The sequence below is a fragment of the Streptomyces sp. NPDC059851 genome, from assembly GCF_042732005.1.
GTDB lineage: Bacteria > Actinomycetota > Actinomycetes > Streptomycetales > Streptomycetaceae > Streptomyces.
The window spans coordinates 1-22,225 of sequence record NZ_JBHWJJ010000138.1 but is presented as its reverse complement, the minus strand read 5'-3'; the positions used below and the strand labels follow the sequence as shown (position 1 = coordinate 22,225).

Here is a 22,225-nt window from a genome sequence, read left to right as displayed (position 1 = left end):
GAGACAGCGTCGGGACCGTACGGGCCAGCCTCAGCATCACCGGGACCTCGATCAGCGCCCGCACCTCGGCCAGCTCGGCCAGTGCCCGCGGGGTGCGCTCCAGCACCCGGAAGCCCCGGTTCGGCAGGCATTCCACGGCCCCTTCGAGGGCCAGCTGTTGCATCGCCTCGCGCACCGGCGTCGCGGACACGCCGAAGCGCTCGCCCAGCGCCGGTCCGGAGTAGATCTCGCCGGGCACCAGTTCGCCGTCGACCAGGGCGGCGCGCAGCGCCTCCAGCACCTGACCGCGAACGGAATGGCGCAGTACCTTCTGGGTCGGGATCAGAGCCGACACCCCGACACGGGCCGCTTTGTGCACTCGGTCCTCCTGTGGGTTCCGGCCTGTCGGGAGAATAGTTGAATCCGTCCGGGAAGTGTGGATACAGACGGACCCCGATCGGGTAAGGTAAGCCTTACCTATGTCGATCACGACCTCCTGATCGGTGATGACGCATGCCCGCGCCCGCCCTCGCAGCCGCCTCGGCCCACGCTCCCGCATCCGTGCCCCCTCCCTCCCCGTTGGCGGACGCCTACGCACGGCTGACGGCGGTGTACGAGGGCCTGCACGTGGTGGAACGCGCCGCGCACGAACCCGCCCCGCGCGGGGCGGGGTGGGTCGGCGCGGACGAGCTCGCGGCCGGCGGCCCGGCCCTGGACGCCTTCCTGGCCTGGGACAAGGCCCAGGTCTTGCAGGACTACGGCCGTGAGGCGCGCCCCGACGTGGTCGCCACCTTCGGGCTGCACCGGTACGCGTGGCGCGCCTGCCTGCTGACCACCGTTCCGTGGTTCCTGCAGCAGCGGGTGCCCTGGATCACCCCGGCGGACATGGCCGTCCACCGGCCCCGCGGGCGGATCAGCGTCCGGGCCGAGTCCTTCGCCTGCCTCCCGGACGATCCCGCGGCGACCTCCCCCGGGGCCCGGGTCGTGCCCGACGGGGAGGCCCTGCGGGCCGAGGTGCGCGCTGCGGTGGCGCAGCACCTCGAACCGGTCATGGACGGCTTCGGCCCGCGCATGCGGCGCGGGCGGCGCGCCCTGTGGGGCCTGGCGACCGACTCGCTGGTCGCGGGCCTGTGGTACGCGGCGAAGCTGCTCGACGAGGAGCAGCAGGCCATCGACGAGCTGCAGGCCCTGCTGCCCGGCGCGACGGCCCCGTACACCGGGCGCGCGGGGTTCCGTACGCTCACGGGCCCCGGCGGTGAGCCGCTGGCCACCCGGGACCGGGTCAGCTGCTGCCTCTTCTACACGATCCGGCCCGAGGAAACCTGCGTCACCTGCCCCCGGACGTGCGACGCGGACCGGGTGACCCGCCTCACGGCCCGCGCGGCTTCCGCCGGCTGAACCTCCGTCGTCCACCGTCCGTCCACCCCGTACGGCGCCGCCGGGTGTCAGAGGCTGCACGTACGGTCTGCGCATGATCGATCGACGGCCGCCTTTGTCCTCCCTGTACGAGTTCGGCACCTGGGACCCGGTGCTGCGGCTCCTGCTGGCCGGCTACCCGGAGATCCGTCCCGACGGGTCCGCCCGCGTGGCGGGACGCATCAGCCGGACCGGCTGGAGCCTCTGGCTGCGGGGAGGGACGTCGTCGGAGGGGCCGGCGGCGGTGGAGCACGTCCAGCGGGCGCTCGCGCGCGGCGGTGTCGAGGAGGTCGCGTTCTCCGCGGAGATCCGGCCGACCGGACGGACCACCCTGCGCCTGGTCTGGCCCTGCCCGGCCGTGGAAGCCGCCATCGGTTACCCGGACCTCGGGGTGCTCGTCCTGGTCGAGGGCTCCGTGCCCGAGCCCTGGCGCCGTCTTCCCGACCCGGTGCCGGGGGCGGTCCCGGCCCCTTCGGCCGACCTGGAACTGCTGGAGCGGACGCTCCGCGAGCGGATACCCGACGCCATCGGTGCGACGGAGGAGGAGATCGCCGCGGCCGAGGCACGCCTCGGCGTCATCCTCCCGGACGAGCTGAAGGTGTTCTACCGGGTGACCCGGGTACGGGGGGAAGCCGGGGAGGACCGGGAGGACGACCACGAGGCGTGGGAGAGCGCCTCCGCCGCGGTCGGCTACGAGGTCTCCGCCCTGCACGAGCTGTACGCCATCGACCCTGCGGTCCGCCACTCCCGCTGGGAGCTCGGGGCGACGAAGGGGGTCGCCACCCCGCCCGACGCCCCGGTGCAGGGCCTGGCCGGCTCGCCCGGCTGGATCGTCTTCGGCAGCAACGGCGGCGACGAGATCGCGGTCGACCTGACCCCCGGCCCCGGCGGACACCTCGGGCAGGTGATCCTGGTCGATCACGAGCAGAGCCTCGGCGCCGAACTCGTCGCCGACTCCTTCACCGACCTGGTACTGGGCCGGCAGCGGGAGCGGCCCCGGGCCCGTCGCGCGGACCTTCCGGCCGTGGCCGAGGTCGGCGGCGGCGACCTGCCGACCGTCCGGGCCGCGGCCCGTCCCGCCCTGGAAGTCCTGTCCGTCCGCGCCGGGGACGGCGCCCCGTTCAGCCTCTCCCCCGTCACCGGGCTGCCCCGCCTGCGCACCCTCACCGCCGCCCCCGGAACGCTCGCCGACCCCCTGGAGATCGCGGAACTCACCGGGCTGGAATTCCTGGAACTCGGGCTCCAGGAATGGCGCGTCCTACTGGACGCCGGTGCCGTACCGCGCAGCCTGTCGGCCGCCGCCATCCGGGAACGGGAACGGGATCGGGGAGGGGACCGCGGGGCCGTGGTGGCCGTCGCCAACGAACTCCTCGCCCTCTGGGACCGGCCCCGGATCGACGAGACCGTCCTCGAAGGAGACCTCCTCGCCGGGGCGTAGTCGCCGGGCGCCGTCAAGCGACCCGCGCTCCAACCCACCCGTCCGACTGACCGTAATCGAACGCAACTCCCGTCGCGCGAGCGGGAGTTCGAATCACAACACCCTATCCGGCGGGCCGCGCCCCCCGATGGCGTCCACTTGCCCCGAAACCCGCATGCCGAGCCGATCTCCTACGCCACCATGGCCCCGGTAGGCCGCAAGTCGATGCAAAGGCGAGGGACATCCGCATGAGACTGACCGACATATCGCTGGACTGGCTGCTGCCCGGCAGCCTGTTGATCCTGGGCGTACTTGCGGCAGTTGCGGTACTGGCCCGGGGCAAGCGGGAGAACGACAAGGCGGCGACCGAGGACTCCTGGGAACGCAGCGAGGAGCGGCGGCGGCGCAAGGAAGCCGTCTACGGAACCGCCTCCTACGTACTGCTGTTCTGCTGTGCGGCGGTGGCCGCCGCCCTGTCCTTCCACGGGCTGGTCGGCTTCGGCCGACAGAACCTGAACCTCTCCGGGGGCTGGGAGTACCTGGTCCCCTTCGGCCTCGACGGCGCCGCCATGTTCTGCTCGGTGCTCGCCGTGCGCGAGGCGAGCCACGGCGACGCGGCCCTCGGCTCCCGCATGCTGGTCTGGCTGTTCGCCGGCGCGGCGGCCTGGTTCAACTGGGTGCACGCGCCGCGCGGCCTCGGCCACGACGGTGCCCCCCAGTTCTTCGCCGGCATGTCGCTCTCCGCGGCCGTCCTGTTCGACCGGGCCCTCAAGCAGACCCGTCGGGCGGCACTGCGCGAGCAGGGCCTGATCCCGCGACCGCTGCCGCAGATCCGCATGGTCCGCTGGCTGCGGGCGCCTCGCGAAACGTTCGGTGCGTGGTCGCTCATGCTGCTGGAGGGCGTCCGCACCCTGGACGAGGCCGTCGAGGAAGTGCGGGAGGACAAGCGGGAGAAGGAGCTGGACCGCCACCGCAGGCGGGACCAGAACCGGCTGAACCGGGCCCGGCTGAAGGCGCTGGGCCGGCAGAACCGGACCTTCGTGTTCGGGCGCTCGCGCGGGCGCCAGGTGGACATGGCGGGGCTCGCCCCCGCGACGGGCTCCGCGCCGGTCGGCGCGGAGCCGGCCATAGCGGATCAGGGACAACTGCCCTCCCCGCGCCGCCGCCTCTCCCTCCAGGCCGTGACCGGATCGGACATCGGTGACCTGTCCGGCCCGCGCACGGTCGATCTGACCGCCGAGGACGACACCCAGACGATCCCCCGGCTGGACTCCCTGGAACGCAAACTCAAGGACCTGGAGCAGCAGTTCGGCTGACCGTCCTGCCCCGCCGGCCCCGCCGGCCCCGGCCGCCCGTCGCCGGGCACGGGGCCGGCCGGCCCACAGGGCCCGCCCGGTCAGGCGGGCCCTGCGCCGTTCCGGTCGTCGGTGACGCCGTCCAGTTCGAACCACACGACCTTGCCCGCCGCCGGCGCACCGGCCGCGTCCACGCCCCAGGCGTCGGCGAGCGCCTCCACCAACATGAGCCCCCGCCCGTGCGTACCGTCGTCGGCGGCCGGTACGTACGGGCGCGGGGGCCGGCCCTCGGCGTGGTCGCGGACCTCCACCCGCAACCGGCCCGCGGCGAGCCGGGCCGACACCTCGGCGCCCCGGTCGGTGTGGACGAGGGCGTTGGTGACGAGCTCGGTCGCCAGGAGCTCGGCCGCCTCGGTGGTATCGGCCCGGCAGCGGTGCCGCATCAGCTCCCTCAGGGCCGTGCGGACCTCGCCGACGGCCCTGAGGTCGGCGCGGCGCACACTGCGGCGGATCTCCAGGGCCGCCTCCTTGCCCGCCGCCGCGTTCTCCGGGGCGGACGGCTCACGCTGGAGGGGCCGCCCCCTGCGCCACTGCTTTCCGGTCTTCGCCTCCACCCGCACGGCGATGCCCCTCCCCCGTATCCGTGGATCTCGAACAGGTCTACGGAATGCATGCCCGCCGGGGTAACCCGCACTCCTGCGGCCTCACGGCCGTATCACGTTGCGCAGACGGGATCGAGCCATCCGGATCAGCCGGCTCTCGCGCCGTCGAGCCCGAGCTCCTTGACGGACGGTTCGAATCCGGTCACCGTCCCGCCCCGCACGTTCGATGGGACGAACGGCGTTCCGGGGACGGACACCGCGGCCACGGGGGCGGGCCCGGTCCCGGCGGCGGTGCGCCGCCCGCCCGGAGGTAGTCCGGAAACCGGCACGTCCCGCCCGGCCGTTGCGGGCGGCGGATTGCCGAACGTGACCACTGCGACGGGCGGGCCGTACTGCACGGGGGCGAGGAAATCTCCCACCGGCTCCGCCCCGTCGGTCGTCGGGTACGAGCTCCCCCTACGCATCCCAGACCGCGGCTGCCGTCCGGTCGTCGGCGTACCCCTTGACGCGCAGCTGCGTGTCGGCGAGGAACGCGGCCAGGCCGGGCGGTTCTCCGGCGGACCAGCGGGCCGCGAGCTCGGCCGGCAGTAGCTCCTCCTCCCGCATCGGGTCCGCCAGGCCGCCCGAGCAGAGCAGCAGGGTGTCGCCGGGCCGCGCGACGGCCGCGCGGAACCGGAAGCCGGGGCCCGGCTCGTGGCCGGATTCCGGGTCGGACTCGTGGCCGGGCTCGCCGTCGGGCCGTGCGGCCGCGGTCGGCTCGGCGGTCTCCAGGTCCTGCCAGGCTCCGGAGCGGAGTCGGAACAGCCCGCCGCTGCCCGCGCCGAAGCAGATGCGGGTACGGCATTCGGGGTCAATGGGCAGGAGCAGGGCGCGCAGCCCGGCGGTGTAGGCGTCCTCCGGGTGGCCGAGCTCGGCGGCGCGGGCCCGCAGCCGCCCGTAGCCGCGGTCGGTGAGCCGCTGGAGCCCGGAGCGGAGGGCGTCGCGCCGCCCGGCCCGGATGTCCTCGGCCAGCCGCGGCTGGCTGCGGCCGACGGCCGTGCCGATCCAGTGGCACAGCTCGGCGGCGGCCTCGGCGGCTCCGCCGGCGGCGCGGTCGCCGCCGGCGAGGGCGACCAGGACGAGGGCGTCGTCGCCGGTTCCGAAGCGGGCGGTGAGCAGGACGTCCCGACGGGCCTCGCCGCGGTAGCGGGCGGAGTCCCCTCGGACCGAGGCGGCGCGCAGGGTGCAGGCCCCGTGGCGGGCGCCTTCCAGGACGGTGTCCGGGATCAGGGTGTCGAGCGCGACCGGGTCGGCGAGGGGCAGCGCACCGGGCTCGGCGGAGTAGGTGGGCGCCCTGTCCCCGAGGTGCCGCACCTCCGGCCGAACGGGGGTGGGCGGGGCCTGCGGGAGGGGCGGGGCGGCGGGGGGACGCGGGGGCTCCGGTGCCGGTTCCAGGGGTGCAGGCGGGTGCGCGGGCGCAGCCTCGTCGGCCGGGACGGGCGGTACGGTCACGTCGCCCAGGCCGTACCCGGTCGTCCCGTTCTCGCGCGGATCCCGCGGCCGGGGCAGCCCAGCCCCGGCGCCGGCCGTCGCCCCGGCTCCTGTTGCCGTCCCTGTCGCTGTTCCTGCCCCGGTCCACTGCGCCGCGCCGAGCCCCTCGGCGCCCACCGGCCCGTCCGGCTGCCGCCCCCCGGGCAGGTGTTCCGCGGTCTCCGCCGCGGCCCCCGGCCGGGACGACGGGGCGGCGGCCGGCCGCGGCGGTGCGGGAACGGGCGCCTTTGGCCCGGGCCGTCCCGACACCGGCGGCGCCTCCGGCCCGGGCCGTCCCGACACCGGCGGCACCTGCGGCGCTGCCGGGTCCGGCGGTAGCGGCTGCGCCGGGACCGCGGCGAGCTCCCCGGGCGAGGGCACGGTCACCACCCCGGGCGGGCCCGACGGCGGGGGCACCGCAGCGGAGTCCCCGTGCCCGGGCGCCGTCGTACCGGGCCGCGGTGGTGGGGCCCCCGCGTCCGGTGGGCCCGGCTGGGGCGGCACCCCGGGCGGTGCCTGCGTGGAGGTCACGGAGGCCGCCGAGTGGTAGCGGCTCTCCAGGGTGTCCCCCGGGTCGGGGGTGGGGCCCGCGTCGGGGTCCTCGTACAGCCTCTGCCACCAGTCGTCCGCGCCCTGCTGACTCATGCCGCTATTCTCGGCCCCCCGCTGCCGCGGAAAACGCGGAATACACGAAATGGGGTCCCGTTCCGCTTCCTTCGCACGGAACGGCGAACTCCGTACGCACGTACGGCTTTCCGTATGCCGGTCGCCCCTGGGGCGGGCTTCCGCACGCAACACGACATCAGGCGCATCCGTCCCATCGGGGACGTGTCGGGAAACACCATGCAAGTCGGGTGCGCCTAGAGGGTGTTGGTGCTCCGGTGACGGCTGCGGCGATGATGTCCGCGGCGGGTTCGCGCCACGGCCGCTTCCCGCCAGGGGCGGCGTGCCGAGAGGTGGGGGGTGGACGGGTTGCTGAGTGCGATAGGCCTGGACGAGGGGCAGGAGGCGACGTACCGCGCACTGGTGGCGCTGGGGGCGTCCGAGGTGCCGGATCTCGCGCACCGGCTGGCGCTACCGGTGCCGCAGACCGAGCGGGCGCTGCGTCATCTGGAGCGGCACGGTCTGGCCGCACAGTCCTCGGCACGGCCGGGGCGCTGGGTGGCGGCCCCGCCGGGCGTGGCACTGGCGGCGCTGCTGGCGCGGCAGCGCAGCGAGCTGGAGCGGGCGGAGCTGTCGGCGGCGCTGCTGGCGCAGGAATACCGGGGTGAGGCGGCCGAGCCGACGGTGCACGACCTGCTGGAGGTGGTGACGGGGGCGAGCGCGGTGGCGCACCGGTTCCGGCAGCTCCAGCTGGGGGCGGCGCAGGAGGTGTGCGCGCTGGTCACGGGCCGGCCGCACGCGGTGACGGCGGCCGACAACGAGGAGGAGGAGCGGGCCGCCGCCGCGCGGGGCGTCGTGTTCCGGGTGGTGGTCGACCAGGACGTACTGGGCGGGCCGACGGGCATCCGGGAGGCGTCGACGGCTCTGGCGCGCGGGGAGCGGGTGCGGGTCACGGACCGGGTCCCGACGAAGCTGGTGATCGCGGACCGGTCCCTGGCGATGGTCCCCCTGACGGCGCGCGGGGCGGAGCCGACGGCGCTGGTGGTGCACGCCTCGGGGCTGTTGGACTCGCTGGTCGGCCTGTTCGAGGCGGTCTGGCGGGAGGCGGTGCCGCTGCGGCTGGGGGCGACGGGGGCGGCGGAGGAGTCGGGGGGCGTGCCGGACGCGACGGACCTGGAGATCCTGACGCTGCTGCTGGCCGGGCTGACGGACGCGAGCGTGGCCAAGCACCTGGACCTGGGGCTGCGGACGGTGCAGCGGCGGGTGAAGGGGCTGATGGAGCTGGCCGGGGTGACGACCCGACTGCAGCTGGGCTGGCACGCGCGCGAACGGGGCTGGGTGGCCCGGTAGCCCCTGGTCGGGCACGCTGAGCATGTGGATCTGCCACAGCTGGTCCTGGTGGGGCTGGTGCTGCTGCTCGGGGCGGCCGGGGTGCTGGTCCCTGGCGTTCCGGGGACCTGGCTGGTCTGGGCGGGGGTGCTGTGGTGGGCGCTGCGGGAGCGGTCGGCGGCTGCTTGGTCGCTTCTGGTCTCGGCGACCGCCCTGCTGCTGGTGGTGCAGGTGGTCAAGTGGCAGCTGCCGCCGCGGCGGGTGCAGGGGGTGGGTGCGACCCCCCGGATGGCGGTGTACGCGGGGCTGGGCGCCCTGCTCGGCTTCGTCCTGTTGCCGGTCGTGGGCGCGGTCCCGGGCTTCGTGGGCGGGATCTACCTGTGCGAGCGGCTGCGGTTGGGCACGCACGGCGAGGCGTGGGCGTCGGTGCGGGCGGTGATGCGGGCGGTGGGGACGAGCGTGCTGGTGGAGCTGCTGGCCTGCCTGATGGTGGTGGGGGCGTGGCTGGGTACGGTCGTGGCCGGTTGACGGGCACCACCGGGGCGGCGCAACGGCGTGCCCGCAGGGCGGCGGGACCGGCAGGCGCCGCGGCACGGCCCGGCCCGCGGGCGTGGAGCCCGGACGGGAACACGCCCGGATCCGCTCCGATGCGGTGCGGGGCCGGATGCGGGACCGTGGCCTTATGAGGGTGTTCGAGGGTTTCAGCGAGGCGGAGCTGGCATACCTGCGGTCGCAGCGGCTGGGGCGGCTGGCGACGGTGGACGCGCAGGGGCAGCCGCAGGCCAATCCGGTCGGGTTCTTCCCGCAGGAGGACGGCACCGTCCTGGTCGGCGGGCTCGACATGGGCGCCACCAAGAAATGGCGGAACCTGCAGGGCAACCCGCGGCTGGCGCTGGTGGTCGACGACCTGGTGAGCACCCGACCGTGGCGGGTCCGCGGCATCGAGATCCGCGGCCACGCCACGCTGGAGGTCGGCCCGCACACGCTGGGCCCGCACTTCAGCCCGGAGGTGATCCGGATCCATCCGGACCGGGTCCTCTCCTGGGGCCTGGACACCCCGTCGCCCCCGTGAGGCGCGGGAGCGGGCGGGCCGGCGCCGACGGGCACCGCCCCGCCCGGCCGGGCCGGACTGGACGGGATCGGACCGAACCGGACCCGGCGCTGCCGGTCAGAGCTTGCGGCCCCGCTTGGCCGCATAGTTGGCGCGGCCCTCGGCGGACTTGATGCGCCAGTCGCGGCGGATCTCGGACCGCAGCCGCGCATCGGTCTTGGCCACGATCCACTGGTTCTCCCGGAGCAGCTTGCGGTAGCTCTCCAGGCGGCGGTGCGGCAGCTCCCCGGCGTCAACGGCCGCCAGCACCGCGCAGCCCGGCTCCGCCTCGTGGGCGCAGTCGTGGAAGCGGCAATCGGTGGCGTAGTCCTCGATCTCGGAGAAGACCTGCCCGACGCCGGTCCCGGCGTCCCACAGGCCCACGCCGCGCAGCCCCGGCGTGTCGATCAGCACGCCCCCGCCCGGTAGGGCCAGCAGGTTGCGGGTGGTGGTCGTGTGGCGGCCCTTGCCGTCCACCTCCCGGGTCGCCCGGACCTCCATGACGTCGGCTCCCAGCAGCGCGTTGGCCAGGGTCGACTTGCCGGCGCCGGAGATGCCGAGCAGCACGCTCGTACCGCCGGCGACGATCGCGGCGAGGACGTCCGTGCCCTCCCCGGTGTGCGAGGAGACGGTGAGGACCTGGACGCCCGGCGCCGCCGTCTCCACGTCCTGGACCAGGTACGACAGCGTGACCGGGTCCGGTACGAGGTCCGCCTTGGTCAGCACGACGAGCGGCTGGGCGCCCGACTCCCACGCCAGGGCCAGGAACCGCTCGATGCGGCCGAGGTCGAGTTCGACGGCGAGGGAGACGGCGATGATCGCGTGGTCGACGTTGGCGGCGAGGATCTGGCCCTCGGACCGCTGCGAGGAGGTGGAACGTACGAACGCGGTGCGACGCGGCAGGTACGCCTTGACGTAGCGCGGGTTTCCGCCCGCCTCCACGGCCGCCCAGTCGCCGGTGCAGATGACGCGCAGGGGGTCGTGCGGAGTGACGAAGGCGGTGTCGGCCCGGACGGTGCCCGCGGCCGTCATGACGTCGCACTGGCCGCGGTCGACGCGGACGACGCGGCCGGGCAGCAGGCCCTGAGCGGCGTACGGGGCGAACTCGGCCTCCCAGGCCGCGTCCCAGCCGAGGGCGGTCAGCGAGGAGGAATCGGAAGGAGCCGAAGGAGCCGGGGTAGCCGGGGAAGCGGAAGAGGAGGAAGCAGAAGCAGGAGCGGAGGGAGTCAAGGGGAACCCTTCACAGGGTGGCCCCGGCCGCGGGTGCGCCTGTGGCGCGCACGAAGAAGGCGTGAGGTCAGCCGGAGACCACGGGGATGGCATTGATGGTCTTCTGAGTGCGGGCAGCACTCTGCTCAGCGACGGTCATCAATGGACTCACCTCCTGGTCGTGCAACGTACTGACGGCCCCGCACCGGGCGGCGGGAACGGGTTCACCGTAACAAGTGCCCGCACGGCCGCGCCAATTGTTTTTCCGCTCTCCTTCCGGCTTCCGGCGCGGCTCTCCGGCCGGCCCCGGGTCAGTGCTTGCGGAGGCGGGCCGTGTAGTCCTCCGGCGGGAGGAAGTTCGACCAGCGTTCCGGGAATTCGGACGGCATGTCGCCGTCGCCCTCGCCGTCCTCCTCGTCGTCCTCGTCCTCGGACTCCCCTTCGGCCAGTGCCCGCCAGGCGGCGGCCCGCGCGATGAGCTGGGCTGCCTCCGCCTCCCGGGCCCGTTCGTTGACCTCGCGGGCGGCGGCCGTCGCCACGGACGGCCAGACCCGGTCGATGGCCGCGTTCACGGCGGCGCCGACGAGGACCGCGAAGGCGGACACGCCGATCCACAGCAGGACCGCGACCGGGGCGGCCAACGATCCGTAGATGGTGGGGCCCTCGACGGTGCTGGTGAGGTAGATCCGCAGCAGGAACGAGCCGAGCACCCACATGGCGAGGGCGACGAGCGCGCCCGGGACGTCCTCGATCCACGGCGAGCGGACGGGCACGGACACGTGGTAGAGGGTGGTGAGGAAGACGATGGACAGCAGCGTGACGGTGGGCCAGTACAGCACGGCGATCACTTCCGCGCTCCAGGGCAGCCACCGCACCACGGCGTCCGGTCCGGCCACCATCAGCGGCAGCACGACAGCGCCGATGACCAGGGCGATCACGTACAGCAGGAAGGCCAGCAGCCGGGTCTTGACGATGCCGCGGTGGCCGTCGAGCCCGTACATGACGGTGATGGTGTCGATGAAGACGTTGACGGCGCGCGACCCGGACCACAGCGCGAAGGCGAAGCCGAGGGAGATGATGTCGGGGCGGCCGCGCGAGGTCACGTCGTCCAGCATCGGTTTCGCGATGTCGCTGACGCCCCGGTCCGAGAGGACCGTGCCGACGGCGCGGAGGATGTTCTCCTCGATGGAGGCCACGAAGGTGCCGCCGGTCCAGCCGTCGACGTAGCCGAGGACACCGAGCAGGCCGAGGAAGAGCGGCGGCAGCGACAGCAGCGTGAAGAACGCCGCCTCCGCGGCCAGTCCCAGGATCCGGTACTCGATGCACGAGTTCACGGTGTCCTTCAGGAGCAGCCACGCCATCTTCCGCTTGGAGACGTTGCGGTAGAGGGCCCGGGCCCGGTGGAGTCGCCCGGGGACCCGTCCGGGAGTTTCTTCTACTGGCTGCACGTCCTTACGGTATCCGCATGGCAGCCACCACCCACACCGTGACGAATCAGGCTCCTCCCCTGGTGGGATACGACGTCTATGCCGGCGACCGGGTCCTCACCGAGAACGTGGAGCGCCACCTGGGCGACGCGCCGCCCGGACTGCTCGGCGAGGTCCGCGAGGAGCTGTCGGAGCTCGGGCGGGCCGCCGGGTCCGGGCAGGCGCAGGAGTGGGCCCGGCAGGCGAACGAGAACCCGCCGCGGTTGCGGACGCACGACCGGTACGGCAACCGGATCGACGAGGTGGAGTTCCATCCGGCCTGGCACCGGCTGCTGGGGCGTGCGGTGGGCGCCGGGCTCACCGACGCCCGGACCCGGCCGGCGGGGCACCTGCGGCGGGCGGCCGGGTTCTTCGTGTGGTCGCAGGCCGAGGCGGGGCACGGCTGCCCGGTGTCGATGACGCACGCGGCGGTGCCGGCGCTGCGGGCGGAGCCGGAACTGGCCGCCGAGTGGGAGCCGAGGCTGACCTCGCACGTGTACGAGGAGGGGCTCAGGCCGGCCGGGCAAAAGGCGGGCGCGCTCCTCGGCATGGCGATGACGGAGAAGCAGGGCGGCAGCGACGTACGGGCGAACACGACGGCGGCGCGGCCGCTGGGCACGCCCGGCGAGTACGGGCTGACCGGGCACAAGTGGTTCTGCTCGGCGCCGATGTCGGACGGGTTCCTGGTGCTGGCGCAGGCGGCCGGGGCGGGGCGGGAGGGCCTGACGTGCTTCCTGGTGCCGCGGGTGCTGCCGGACGGGACGCGGAACGCCTTCGCGATCCAGCGGCTGAAGGACAAGCTCGGCAACCGGTCGAACGCGTCGGCCGAGGTCGAGTTCGACGGGACGTGGGCGCGCCGGGTCGGCGAGGAGGGGCGCGGCGTACGGACGATCATCGAGATGGTCGCGGCGACCCGGCTGGACTGCGTGCTCGGCTCGGCCGCGCTGATGCGGCAGGCGTTGACCCAGGCCGTCCACCATGCGGAGCACCGCTCCGTTTTCGGAGCACCGCTCATCGAGCAGCCGCTGATGCAGAACGTCCTCGCCGACCTGGCCCTGGAGTCCGAGGCGGCGACCACCCTCGCCCTGCGGCTCGCCGCCGCGTGCGACGCCGACACCGACCAGGAGCGGGCCTTCCTGCGCATCGCGGTGCCCGCCGCGAAGTACTGGGTGACCAAGCGCTGCACCCCGACGGTGGCGGAGGCCCTGGAATGCCTGGGCGGCAACGGCTACGTGGAGGAGTCCGGGCTGCCGCGGCTGCTGCGCGAGTCCCCCCTGAACTCGATCTGGGAGGGCTCGGGCAACGTCCAGGCCCTGGACGTGCTGCGGGTGCTGCAGCGCGAGCCGCAGGCGCTGGACGCCTTCCTGCGGGAGATCGGGCAGGCCCGCGGCGCCGACCACCGGCTGGACGCGGCCGTCCGGGGGCTGCTGACGGAGCTGGCGGACCTGACGGGCATCGAGGCGCGGGCACGACGGCTCGCGGAGCGCATGGCGCTGGTGCTGCAGGCGTCGCTGCTGGTGCGGTGGGCTCCGCCGGAGGTGGCGGACGCGTTCTGCGCGGGACGGCTCGGCGGCGACCGGGGCGGGGCCTTCGGCACGCTGCCGCACACCCTGGACCTGGGGGCGGTGGTGGAACGGGCGCGGATCACCGGGTAGGCGGGTCCCCAAACCACGCCGACGCCGGGATCCGGACCCGTTGACCGGACCAGGGGTGGCGCCGCGCCGACTCGGCACCACCGCTGGCCCGAAAAGCCCCGAGGAGAGGCTGTCACGCCGCTCGCGGCGCGCGGACAGTTTCGGTCGGGCGACCGGGACTTGGCGAGAGTTGCATACCGTTGCAACCCTCTGAGGCGGAACCGTCCGCCGGGGGTGCCAGGGGAAGCGCGCACCCGGACCGACCCGGGCGGGTTCCCTCGTACGTCCTGTTCCGCACGGGGAGGTTCCGGTGGCCGACACCGCAGGAGGCACGGTCGATGTGGCGCGCATCTCGGCCATGGAGCCCCGGGAGGCGACGCGGCTGCTCAAGGGGGTGCGCGCGGCATCGCTGGCCGGCGAACGGCCGCCGGCGCTGCCCAGACCGGAGATCGCGGAGTCCTGGCGCCGGATGCTGGCGCGCGGGGTGCACCCGGACCGGGACGCCCGCTCGCGGCTGCTGTCGGCCGCGGAGACCGAGGAGCGGCGGCAGGGGTCGCCGCTGCGGGAGATGCTGCCGGTGCTGCGCGAGGGGCTGCTGCCCGCGCTCGACACGGCCCTGCACATCATGGTCGTCGCCGATGCGGACGGGCGGCTGCTGTGGCGGGAGGGCGCCGCGCCGATCCTGCGGGCGGCGGACCGGCTCGGCTTCGGGGTGGGGGCCGACTGGGACGAGGCGGTGGTCGGCACGAACGGGGTGGGCACCGCCCTGGTGGCGCGGCGGCCGGTCCAGGTGTTCTCGGCGGAGCACTTCGTCTCCAGCCACCACGAGTGGACCTGCGCGGGGGCTCCGCTGCACGACCCGCGGGACGGGCGGCTGCTGGGCGTGGTGGACGTCAGCGGACCGCTGGCCACCATGCACCCGGCCACCCTGGCCTGGGTGACCTCGGTGGCCCGGCTCGCGGAGCGGGAGCTCCGGGTGCGGCACCTGGAGTCGCTGGAGCGGCTGCGGGCGGTGGCGGCGCCGCTGCTGGCCCGGCTGCACCCCGGGCGGGCGGCCGCGGTGGACCCGCACGGCTGGACGGCCGCGGTGAGCGGGTTCGCCCCACCCGAGCGGATCCCGCTGCCGAAGGGGTTCGGGCCCGGCCCGGTGTGGCTGCCGCAGCTCGGGCAGTGCGCGGTGGAGCCCCTGCCGGGCGGCTGGCTGCTGCGCGTCGCGGAGGCGCCCGCGGTCGGGGCGGCGGCGAGCCGGGTGGTGCTGGACCTGAGCCGGCCCCGTGCGTGGACGGCGGCGGTGTACGGGGCTGCCGGGAGCTGGTCGCTGGAGCTGACCCCGCGCCACGCCGAGCTGCTGTTCCTGCTGGCGCAGAGCCCGCGGGGGCGTACGGCGGCCGAGCTGTCGGAGGAGCTGTTCGGGGATCCGACGCGGACGGTGACGGTGCGGGCGGAGCTGTCCCGGGTGCGGCGGCACCTGGCGGGGGTCCTGGCCCACCGCCCGTACCGGTTCGCGGAGGACGTGGAGGTGGAGCTGGTCCGGCCCGCGGACCCGGCGGGGCTGCTGCCGCACTCCACCGCGCCCGCGGTGATCAGGGCCCGCCTGGGCTCTCCGGGGCCCGGCGTGATTCCCTGACGTGCATGAGCACCATCACACTCACCACGTGGTCCCTGGAGATGACCTCCCCGGAGGACCTCGTCCCGGCCGCCGTACCGGGATCCGAGATACGTGTCCAGCGGGCGGAAGTCCCCTCGCCCGAGTTCAGCCGCTTCCTCTATGCCTCGGTGGGCGGTGACATCCACTGGACGGACCGGCTGTCGCTGACCCGCGCCGAGTGGGTCGAATACCTGGCGCGGCCCGGGGTGGAGACCTGGGTGGCGTACGACCGGGGGACGCCCGCCGGGTACGTCGAGCTCGACCCGCAGGCCGACGGTGTGGTGGAGATCATGTACTTCGGGCTGCTGCCCGACTTCCGGGGCCGCCGCATCGGCGGGCACTTGCTGTCGGTGGGGGTGGCCGCCGCCTGGTCGCTGGCGGATCGCTGGCCCGAGCGCGGGCCCACGCGGCGGGTGTGGCTCCACACGTGCAGCCAGGACGGCCCGACGGCGATGGACAACTACCTCCGGCGCGGCTTCAAGCTCTTCCGGACCGAGACGGAGGAGAAGGAGGACACCCCGACCCCGGGCCCCTGGCCCGGCGCGTGACCCCGCCCCCTGAACGGCGTGGGGGTTCGCAACCGCGTCTTGGAGCGCGCCGCGCGCCCTCCCCCACCACCCCGTGCGCCGCCCGGGGCCGGAACCACTGGCCCCGGGCGTCCCGTACGTACGTGACCCCCGTCACGGCGTCTCAAAATTCGGGACCACATCGTCCGCATCATGGACAGTGGTGGACTCCTCCAATCGCCCCGTGACACGCTTCGGCCATGAATGGAGCTGGAACAGCCTTGGTGAGTCGGCGGCACGTCGACCTCGGCCGCATGTCCAGCGCCATCTGTCCGGCGAGCTGACGGAACCAGCCACCGCCGCACAGCGCACCGCACAGCGTCGTCGCGGATGCGCCATCTCCCCGCCAGTCCCCTGAAGGCGGACCACCGCCCCGAGCTCCGGCACAACCGGAGCCGCGCGGCAGTCGGCCGTACCTGCTCGGCGTCAGCGACGCCCCAGGGGCCCGCGCCGCCGACTCCCCCTGCCCTCGCTCTTGAGCCGCCGAAGAAGGACGTACCGCCATGGCCGCCACCCCCGGAACACCCGCCACCGCGCGCCGCAAGCCCGGCCGTCACCGCGGCGAGGGCCAGTGGGCCGTTGGACACCACACCCCCCTCAACGGCAACGAGCAGTTCAAGAAGGACGACGACGGTCTCAATGTGCGGACACGCATTGAGACGATCTACTCGAAGGCCGGATTCGACTCGATCGACCCCAACGACCTGCGCGGACGCATGCGTTGGTGGGGCCTGTACACCCAGCGCAAGCCCGGGATCGACGGCGGCAAGACCGCGGTCCTGGAGCCGGAAGAGCTGGACGACGAGTACTTCATGCTGCGCGTCCGCATCGACGGGGGCCGGCTGACCACCGAGCAGCTCCGCGTGATCGGCGAGATCTCCGAGGAGTTCGCCCGCGGAACCGCCGACCTCACCGACCGCCAGAACGTGCAGTACCACTGGATCCGCATCGAGGACGTCCCGGAGATCTGGCGCCGGCTGGAGGCCGTCGGCCTGTCCACCACCGAGGCGTGCGGCGACACGCCCCGCGTCATCCTCGGCTCGCCCGTCGCCGGCATCGCCAAGGACGAGATCATCGACGGCACCCCCGCCATCGAGGAGATCTACCGCCGCATCGTCGGGAACAAGGACTTCTCGAACCTGCCCCGCAAGTTCAAGTCGGCGGTCTCCGGCTCCCCGCTGCTGGACGTGGCGCACGAGATCAACGACGTCGCGTTCGTCGGCGTGAACCACCCCGAGCACGGTCCCGGCTTCGACGTCTGGGTGGGCGGGGGCCTGTCGACCAACCCCAAGCTCGGCGTGCGCCTGGGCGCCTGGGTCTCCCTCGAAGAGGTCCCGGACGTCTACGAGGGCGTCATCTCGATCTTCCGCGACTACGGCTACCGCCGCCTGCGCACCCGCGCCCGACTGAAGTTCCTCGTCGCCGACTGGGGTGCGGCCAAGTTCCGCCAGGTCCTGGAGGACGACTACCTGCAGCGCAAGCTCACCGACGGCCCGGCGCCCCAGCAGCCGAGGGGCCAGTGGCGCGACCACGTGGGCGTCCACCAGCAGCAGGACGGCCGCTACTACATCGGCTTCGCCCCGCGCGTCGGCCGCGTCGACGGCGCCACCCTCACCAAGATCGCGGACATTGCCGAGCGGCACGGCTCCGGTCGCCTGCGCACCACCGCCGAGCAGAAGATGATCGTGCTCGACATCGAGGAGGCGCAGGTCGATTCGGCCGTGGCCGCCCTGGAGGCGCTGGACCTGCGGGTCAAGCCCTCCCCGTTCCGCCGCGGCACGATGGCCTGCACCGGCATCGAGTTCTGCAAGCTGGCCATCGTCGAGACGAAGGCGCGCGGCGCCTCGCTGATCGACGAACTGGAGCGCCGCCTGCCGGACTTCGAGGAGCCGCTCACCATCAACATCAACGGCTGCCCGAACGCCTGCGCCCGTATCCAGGTCGCGGACATCGGTCTCAAGGGCCAGCTGGTCCTCGACGAGGACGGCAACCAGGTCGAGGGCTACCAGGTCCACCTGGGCGGCGCCCTCGGCCTGGAGGCCGGCTTCGGCCGCAAGGTCCGCGGCCTGAAGGTCACCTCGGCCGGGCTGCCGGACTACGTGGAGCGGGTCGTCAGCCGCTTCCAGGAGCAGCGCGAAGACGGCGAGCGCTTCGCCACCTGGGTCGCCCGCGCCAGCGATGAGAGCCTCTCGTGAGCGCGGCGACCGGGAACGAGGAGCACGGAACGAGCGCAGCGAGCGGAACGAGCGGAACGAGGAGCACGGCATGAGCGAGCGCGCAGCCCCGTTCCACTGCCCGTACTGCGGCGACGAGGACCTGTTCCCCAACGAGCAGGGCCACGGCGCCTGGGAGTGCCGGTCGTGCAACCGGGCCTTCCAGCTCAAGTACTTGGGACTGCTGGCCCGCGGTCTGCGCACCGGGACCGCCGGAGGGGAGGACATATGACCACCACCACGCTCAAGGAGCTGGCCGAACGGGCCGGCCGCGACCTGGAGGACGCCTCCGCCCTGGAGATCCTCTCCTGGGCGGCGCGGACCTTCGGCGGGCGGTTCTGCGTGACCTCCTCCATGGAGGACGCGGTCGTCGCCCACCTGGCGTCCCGCGCCTTCCCCGGCGTGGACGTCGTCTTCCTCGACACGGGCTACCACTTCGAGGAGACCATCGGCACCCGCGACGCGGTCGAGGCCGTGATGGACGTCAACGTCATCACCCTCACCCCCCGCCTGACGGTGGCCGAGCAGGACGCCGCGCACGGCCCCCGGCTCCACGACCGCGACCCCGACCTGTGCTGCGCCCTGCGCAAGGTCAAGCCGCTGGAGGAAGGCCTGACCGCGTACGACGCCTGGGCGACCGGGCTGCGCCGCGACGAGTCCCCGACCCGGGCGAACACCCCCGTGGTCGGCTGGGACGAGAAGCGGCAGAAGGTCAAGGTCTCGCCGATCGCCCGGTGGACCCAGGACGACGTCGACGCGTACGTGGCGGAGCACGGCGTCCTCACCAACCCGCTGCTGATGGACGGCTACGCCTCGGTCGGCTGCGCCCCCTGTACCCGCCGGGTGGCGGAGGGCGAGGACGCCCGGGCCGGCCGCTGGGCGGGCCGGGCGAAGACCGAGTGCGGACTGCACGGCTGATGACGGAACATACGGAGAAGCAGATGAGCGTGACGGACCGGGGAGCCACGGTGTGGCTGACGGGTCTGCCGAGCGCGGGCAAGACGACGATCGCCCACGCGCTGGCCGGGCGACTGCGCGGCGAGGGCCACCGGGTGGAGGTCCTCGACGGCGATGAGATCCGCGAGTTCCTGTCGGCGGGCCTGGGCTTCACCCGCGAGGACCGGCACACCAACGTGCAGCGGATCGGCTTCGTCGCCGAACTCCTCGCCAGCAACGGCATCAAGGCGCTGGTCCCGGTGATCGCGCCGTACGCCGACAGCCGCGAGGCCGTCGCGCAGCGGCACGCCGCCGCCGGCACGACGTACCTGGAGGTCCACGTGGCCACCCCGGTGGAGGTGTGCTCCGTCCGCGACGTGAAGGGTCTGTACGCCAAGCAGGCGGCGGGCGAAATCTCCGGCCTGACCGGCGTGGACGACCCGTACGAAGCCCCGGCAGCCCCGGACCTGCGCATCGAGTCGCACACGCAGACCGTCCAGGAATCCGCGGCGTCCCTGTTCACGCTGCTCACCGAGAAGGGGCTGGCATGACCACCGCCGCGCACCTGCACAACGGCGCCGCCGACGCGGACGCGCCGTACGCCCTGTCGCACCTCGACTCCCTGGAGTCGGAAGCGGTGCACATCTTCCGGGAGGTGGCGGGCGAGTTCGAGAAGCCGGTGATCCTGTTCTCCGGCGGCAAGGACTCCATCGTCATGCTGCACCTGGCGCTGAAGGCCTTTCAGCCGGCGTCGGTGCCGTTCGCGCTGCTGCACGTGGACACCGGGCACAACTTCCCCGAGGTCATCGACTACCGCGACCGCACGGTCGCCGAGCACGGCCTGCGGCTGCACGTGGCCTCCGTCCAGGAGTACATCGACGCGGGCAAGCTGCGCGAACGCCCGGACGGCACCCGCAACCCGCTGCAGACGGTCCCGCTGACCGAGGCCATCCAGAACCACCGCTTCGACGCGGTGTTCGGCGGCGGCCGCCGGGACGAGGAGAAGGCCCGCGCCAAGGAGCGGGTGTTCTCGCTGCGCGACGAGTTCTCCCAGTGGGACCCGCGCCGCCAGCGCCCGGAGCTGTGGCAGCTCTACAACGGCCGGCACGCCCCCGGCGAGCACGTCCGGGTCTTCCCGCTGTCCAACTGGACCGAGCTGGACGTGTGGCAGTACATCACCCGCGAGGACATCGCCCTGCCGGAGATCTACTTCGCGCACGAGCGGGACGTCTTCCTGCGGGGCGGGATGTGGCTCACGGCCGGTGAGTGGGGCGGTCCGAAGGACACCGAGACGGTGGAGAAGCGGCTCGTCCGCTACCGCACCGTCGGCGACATGTCCTGCACCGGAGCCGTCGACTCCGACGCCACCACGCTCGACGCGGTGATCGCCGAGATCGCCGTCTCCCGCCTGACCGAGCGGGGCGCGACCCGGGCGGACGACAAGCTGTCCGAGGCCGCGATGGAAGACCGCAAGCGGGAAGGGTACTTCTAGCGATGACCAGCACCACCGAGCAGCTGAGCGCGACGACGCTGCTGCGCTTCGCCACGGCCGGCTCCGTCGACGACGGCAAGTCCACCCTCGTCGGACGGCTGCTGCACGACTCCAAGTCGGTCCTGGAGGACCAGCTGGAGGCCGTGGAACGGGTGTCCGCCGACCGCGGGCAGAACGCCCCGGACCTGGCGCTGCTGACCGACGGCCTGCGGGCCGAACGCGAGCAGGGCATCACCATCGACGTGGCCTACCGCTACTTCGCCACCGCCCGCCGCCGGTTCATCCTGGCCGACACCCCCGGGCACGTGCAGTACACCCGGAACATGGTCACCGGCGCCTCCACCGCCGAACTGGCCGTGGTCCTCGTCGACGCCCGCAACGGCGTCGTCGAGCAGACCCGCCGCCACGCGGCCGTCGCGGCCCTGCTGCGCGTCCCGCACGTGGTCCTCGCCGTGAACAAGATGGACCTCGTCGGCTACGAGGAGGCGGTCTTCGCCCGGATCGCCGAGGAGTTCACGCAGTACGCCTCCGAGCTGGGCGTCCCGGAGATCACCGCGATCCCGATCTCGGCCCTGGCCGGCGACAACGTCGTGGAGCCGTCCGCCACCATGGACTGGTACGGCGGCCCGACCGTGCTGGAGCACCTGGAGACCGTCCCGGTCAGCCACGACCTCGCCACCTGCCCGGCGCGCTTCCCGGTGCAGTACGTGATCCGCCCGCAGACCGCCGAACACCCCGACTACCGGGGCTACGCCGGGCAGATCGCCTCCGGCGTGCTGCGCGTCGGCGAGCCGGTGACCGTCCTGCCGTCGGGCCGGACCTCGGTCATCGAGGGCATCGACGCGCTCGGCAAGAGCGTCGACATCGCCTGGGCCCCGCAGTCGGTGACGCTCCGTCTGGAGGACGACATCGACATCTCCCGCGGTGACCTGATCGCCCCGACCGCCTCGGCCCCCACCACCACGCAGGACGTCACCGCGACCGTCTGCCACGTCGCCGACCAGCCGCTGGCCGTGGGCGCGCGGGTCCTCCTGAAGCACACCACCCGCACCGTCAAGGCGATCGTCAAGGAGATCCCGTCCCGGCTGACCCTGGACGACCTGTCCCAGCACCCCCACCCCGGGCAGCTGGTCGCCAACGACATCGGCCGTGTCGTCGTACGCACCGCCGAGCCCCTCGCGCTCGACGCGTACGCCGACTCGCGCCGCACCGGATCGTTCCTGCTCATCGACCCGGCCGACGGCACCACCCTCGCGGCGGGCATGGCCGGCGAGTCCTTCGCCTCCAAGGCCGGGACCGGCGCCGAGGCGGACGACGAAGGGTGGGACTTCTAGCCATGTGTGGAGACATCTTCGCGACCTTCGCCAAGGAGGGCGGCCGCGTGGGCAGCGGCGCCCTCGGCAGCGGTCAGGGAGGGGTGGCGCGATGTGTGCGATGACGTACGCGCACTGCCGGCGCGCCCTCACCCCCCACGAGCACCGCGAGCTCGACCCGACCTCGCTCCACCGACGAAGACGTGCGTCATGAGACGACGTCACGAGAGGAAGCCCTCCCGTGCCTGCCACCACGACCCTCCGCCGCGGACTGGCCGCCGCCGCTGGCGTGCCGCTGCTGATCGCCGCGCTCGCCTCGTGCGGCTACGGCTCCCGGGCCGAGCAGGCCGATGACAAGACGTCCGGCTCTGCTGCCGGCTCCGGCAAGAAGCTGTCGGCCTCCGAGGTCCGCATCGGCTACTTCCCGAACCTGACGCACGCCACCGCCCTGGTCGGCCTCCAGGAGGGCCTGATCGCCAAGGAGCTCGGCGGCACCAAGATCAAGCCG

21 protein-coding genes and 1 pseudogene are annotated in these 22,225 nt (G+C 73.7%); 17 read left to right on the top strand and 5 right to left on the bottom strand.

What is annotated here, in order from left to right:
• Positions 1–358: GntR family transcriptional regulator (locus ACFV7Q_RS32155; protein ID WP_385433895.1), on the bottom strand; the 358-nt coding region annotated here is incomplete at its 3' end.
• A gap of 134 nt (positions 359–492) precedes the next feature.
• Here ACFV7Q_RS32155 and ACFV7Q_RS32150 point away from each other — a divergent pair.
• From ACFV7Q_RS32150 to ACFV7Q_RS32140, 3 genes are all read left to right on the top strand, one after another.
• Positions 493–1,377 (top strand): (2Fe-2S)-binding protein, encoded by an 885-nt coding sequence (locus ACFV7Q_RS32150; RefSeq protein ID WP_385433893.1) that lies wholly within the window; start codon positions 493–495, stop codon positions 1,375–1,377.
• Between the two features lie 73 nt (positions 1,378–1,450).
• Entirely contained in the window at positions 1,451–2,833 is a 1,383-nt protein-coding gene (locus ACFV7Q_RS32145; RefSeq protein WP_385433891.1) for an SMI1/KNR4 family protein, read from the top strand.
• Positions 2,834–3,060: 227 nt separating this feature from the next.
• Positions 3,061–4,128 (top strand): DUF2637 domain-containing protein, encoded by a 1,068-nt coding sequence (locus tag ACFV7Q_RS32140; protein ID WP_385433889.1) that lies wholly within the window; start codon positions 3,061–3,063, stop codon positions 4,126–4,128.
• Positions 4,129–4,208: 80 nt separating this feature from the next.
• Here the strand turns inward: ACFV7Q_RS32140 and ACFV7Q_RS32135 are convergent, their stop codons facing one another.
• Positions 4,209–4,607: an ATP-binding protein gene (locus ACFV7Q_RS32135; protein ID WP_385433904.1), complete on the bottom strand. Its 399-nt coding sequence runs from the start codon at positions 4,605–4,607 to the stop codon at positions 4,209–4,211.
• A 558-nt stretch (positions 4,608–5,165) separates the two neighbouring features.
• Entirely contained in the window at positions 5,166–6,863 is a 1,698-nt protein-coding gene (locus ACFV7Q_RS32130; RefSeq protein WP_385433887.1) for a protein phosphatase 2C domain-containing protein, read from the bottom strand.
• A 327-nt stretch (positions 6,864–7,190) separates the two neighbouring features.
• On the opposite strand from ACFV7Q_RS32130, the gene ACFV7Q_RS32125 reads away from it, so the two are divergent.
• The 3 genes from ACFV7Q_RS32125 to ACFV7Q_RS32115 all read left to right on the top strand — a co-directional run bounded on the left by ACFV7Q_RS32125 (position 7,191) and on the right by ACFV7Q_RS32115 (position 9,222).
• A complete protein-coding gene (locus tag ACFV7Q_RS32125; protein ID WP_385433902.1) occupies positions 7,191–8,171 on the top strand; it encodes a helix-turn-helix domain-containing protein in 981 nt (326 codons plus the stop codon).
• Positions 8,172–8,201: 30 nt separating this feature from the next.
• Positions 8,202–8,678: a DUF456 domain-containing protein gene (locus tag ACFV7Q_RS32120; protein WP_385433900.1), complete on the top strand. Its 477-nt coding sequence runs from the start codon at positions 8,202–8,204 to the stop codon at positions 8,676–8,678.
• A gap of 154 nt (positions 8,679–8,832) precedes the next feature.
• Positions 8,833–9,222, top strand: a complete 390-nt coding sequence (locus tag ACFV7Q_RS32115; RefSeq protein ID WP_385433885.1) for a PPOX class F420-dependent oxidoreductase — start codon at positions 8,833–8,835, stop codon at positions 9,220–9,222.
• Positions 9,223–9,318: 96 nt separating this feature from the next.
• Here the strand turns inward: ACFV7Q_RS32115 and rsgA are convergent, their stop codons facing one another.
• Both rsgA and ACFV7Q_RS32105 read right to left on the bottom strand, forming a co-directional pair.
• Positions 9,319–10,470, bottom strand: coding sequence for a ribosome small subunit-dependent GTPase A (rsgA, locus tag ACFV7Q_RS32110; protein ID WP_385433882.1), 1,152 nt, complete (start codon positions 10,468–10,470; stop codon positions 9,319–9,321).
• A gap of 290 nt (positions 10,471–10,760) precedes the next feature.
• Positions 10,761–11,897 (bottom strand): YihY/virulence factor BrkB family protein, encoded by a 1,137-nt coding sequence (locus ACFV7Q_RS32105; RefSeq protein ID WP_385433880.1) that lies wholly within the window; start codon positions 11,895–11,897, stop codon positions 10,761–10,763.
• Positions 11,898–11,914: 17 nt separating this feature from the next.
• Here ACFV7Q_RS32105 and ACFV7Q_RS32100 point away from each other — a divergent pair, with 17 nt between their 5' ends.
• The 11 genes and pseudogenes from ACFV7Q_RS32100 to ACFV7Q_RS32050 form a co-directional block, all read left to right on the top strand.
• On the top strand, positions 11,915–13,570 hold the full coding sequence (locus ACFV7Q_RS32100) for an acyl-CoA dehydrogenase family protein (protein WP_385433878.1): 1,656 nt from the start codon (positions 11,915–11,917) through the stop codon (positions 13,568–13,570).
• 337 nt (positions 13,571–13,907) lie between these two features.
• Positions 13,908–15,176, top strand: a complete 1,269-nt coding sequence (locus tag ACFV7Q_RS32095) for a GAF domain-containing protein (protein ID WP_385433898.1) — start codon at positions 13,908–13,910, stop codon at positions 15,174–15,176.
• A 5-nt stretch (positions 15,177–15,181) separates the two neighbouring features.
• Positions 15,182–15,745 (top strand): GNAT family N-acetyltransferase, encoded by a 564-nt coding sequence (locus tag ACFV7Q_RS32090; protein ID WP_385433875.1) that lies wholly within the window; start codon positions 15,182–15,184, stop codon positions 15,743–15,745.
• Between the two features lie 218 nt (positions 15,746–15,963).
• Positions 15,964–16,047, top strand: coding sequence for a putative leader peptide (locus ACFV7Q_RS32085; protein WP_312845914.1), 84 nt, complete (start codon positions 15,964–15,966; stop codon positions 16,045–16,047).
• A gap of 219 nt (positions 16,048–16,266) precedes the next feature.
• Positions 16,267–17,958, top strand: coding sequence for a nitrite/sulfite reductase (locus ACFV7Q_RS32080; RefSeq protein ID WP_385433873.1), 1,692 nt, complete (start codon positions 16,267–16,269; stop codon positions 17,956–17,958).
• A gap of 70 nt (positions 17,959–18,028) precedes the next feature.
• On the top strand, positions 18,029–18,208 hold the full coding sequence (locus ACFV7Q_RS32075; protein ID WP_385433872.1) for a hypothetical protein: 180 nt from the start codon (positions 18,029–18,031) through the stop codon (positions 18,206–18,208).
• Positions 18,205–18,894 carry a phosphoadenylyl-sulfate reductase gene (locus tag ACFV7Q_RS32070; RefSeq protein ID WP_385433870.1) on the top strand — a complete coding sequence of 230 codons (690 nt, stop codon included), beginning with the start codon at positions 18,205–18,207 and terminating at the stop codon, positions 18,892–18,894. The genes ACFV7Q_RS32075 and ACFV7Q_RS32070 overlap by 4 nt, the downstream gene beginning before the upstream one ends.
• A gap of 23 nt (positions 18,895–18,917) precedes the next feature.
• Positions 18,918–19,463, top strand: coding sequence for an adenylyl-sulfate kinase (cysC, locus tag ACFV7Q_RS32065; RefSeq protein WP_385433868.1), 546 nt, complete (start codon positions 18,918–18,920; stop codon positions 19,461–19,463).
• Positions 19,460–20,404 carry a sulfate adenylyltransferase subunit CysD gene (cysD, locus tag ACFV7Q_RS32060; RefSeq protein WP_385433866.1) on the top strand — a complete coding sequence of 315 codons (945 nt, stop codon included), beginning with the start codon at positions 19,460–19,462 and terminating at the stop codon, positions 20,402–20,404. The genes cysC and cysD overlap by 4 nt, the downstream gene beginning before the upstream one ends.
• A 2-nt stretch (positions 20,405–20,406) precedes the next feature.
• Entirely contained in the window at positions 20,407–21,738 is a 1,332-nt protein-coding gene (locus ACFV7Q_RS32055) for a sulfate adenylyltransferase subunit 1 (RefSeq protein WP_385433864.1), read from the top strand.
• A gap of 220 nt (positions 21,739–21,958) precedes the next feature.
• Positions 21,959–22,225: pseudogene (locus tag ACFV7Q_RS32050) on the top strand (sulfate ABC transporter substrate-binding protein); the annotation flags it as partial.

Coding starts and splice junctions, on each gene's coding strand:
- ACFV7Q_RS32080 (WP_385433873.1), top strand. CDS start 16,267: ATGGCCGCCACCCCCGGAACACCCGCCACCGCGCGCCGCAAGCCCGGC.
- ACFV7Q_RS32075 (WP_385433872.1), top strand. CDS start 18,029: ATGAGCGAGCGCGCAGCCCCGTTCCACTGCCCGTACTGCGGCGACGAG.
- ACFV7Q_RS32140 (WP_385433889.1), top strand. CDS start 3,061: ATGAGACTGACCGACATATCGCTGGACTGGCTGCTGCCCGGCAGCCTG.
- ACFV7Q_RS32095 (WP_385433898.1), top strand. CDS start 13,908: ATGGAGCCCCGGGAGGCGACGCGGCTGCTCAAGGGGGTGCGCGCGGCA.
- ACFV7Q_RS32100 (WP_385433878.1), top strand. CDS start 11,915: ATGGCAGCCACCACCCACACCGTGACGAATCAGGCTCCTCCCCTGGTG.
- ACFV7Q_RS32115 (WP_385433885.1), top strand. CDS start 8,833: ATGAGGGTGTTCGAGGGTTTCAGCGAGGCGGAGCTGGCATACCTGCGG.
- ACFV7Q_RS32070 (WP_385433870.1), top strand. CDS start 18,205: ATGACCACCACCACGCTCAAGGAGCTGGCCGAACGGGCCGGCCGCGAC.
- ACFV7Q_RS32055 (WP_385433864.1), top strand. CDS start 20,407: ATGACCAGCACCACCGAGCAGCTGAGCGCGACGACGCTGCTGCGCTTC.
- ACFV7Q_RS32150 (WP_385433893.1), top strand. CDS start 493: ATGCCCGCGCCCGCCCTCGCAGCCGCCTCGGCCCACGCTCCCGCATCC.
- ACFV7Q_RS32145 (WP_385433891.1), top strand. CDS start 1,451: ATGATCGATCGACGGCCGCCTTTGTCCTCCCTGTACGAGTTCGGCACC.
- cysD (WP_385433866.1), top strand. CDS start 19,460: ATGACCACCGCCGCGCACCTGCACAACGGCGCCGCCGACGCGGACGCG.
- ACFV7Q_RS32130 (WP_385433887.1), bottom strand. CDS start 6,863: ATGAGTCAGCAGGGCGCGGACGACTGGTGGCAGAGGCTGTACGAGGAC.
- ACFV7Q_RS32085 (WP_312845914.1), top strand. CDS start 15,964: ATGAATGGAGCTGGAACAGCCTTGGTGAGTCGGCGGCACGTCGACCTC.
- cysC (WP_385433868.1), top strand. CDS start 18,918: ATGAGCGTGACGGACCGGGGAGCCACGGTGTGGCTGACGGGTCTGCCG.
- ACFV7Q_RS32090 (WP_385433875.1), top strand. CDS start 15,182: ATGAGCACCATCACACTCACCACGTGGTCCCTGGAGATGACCTCCCCG.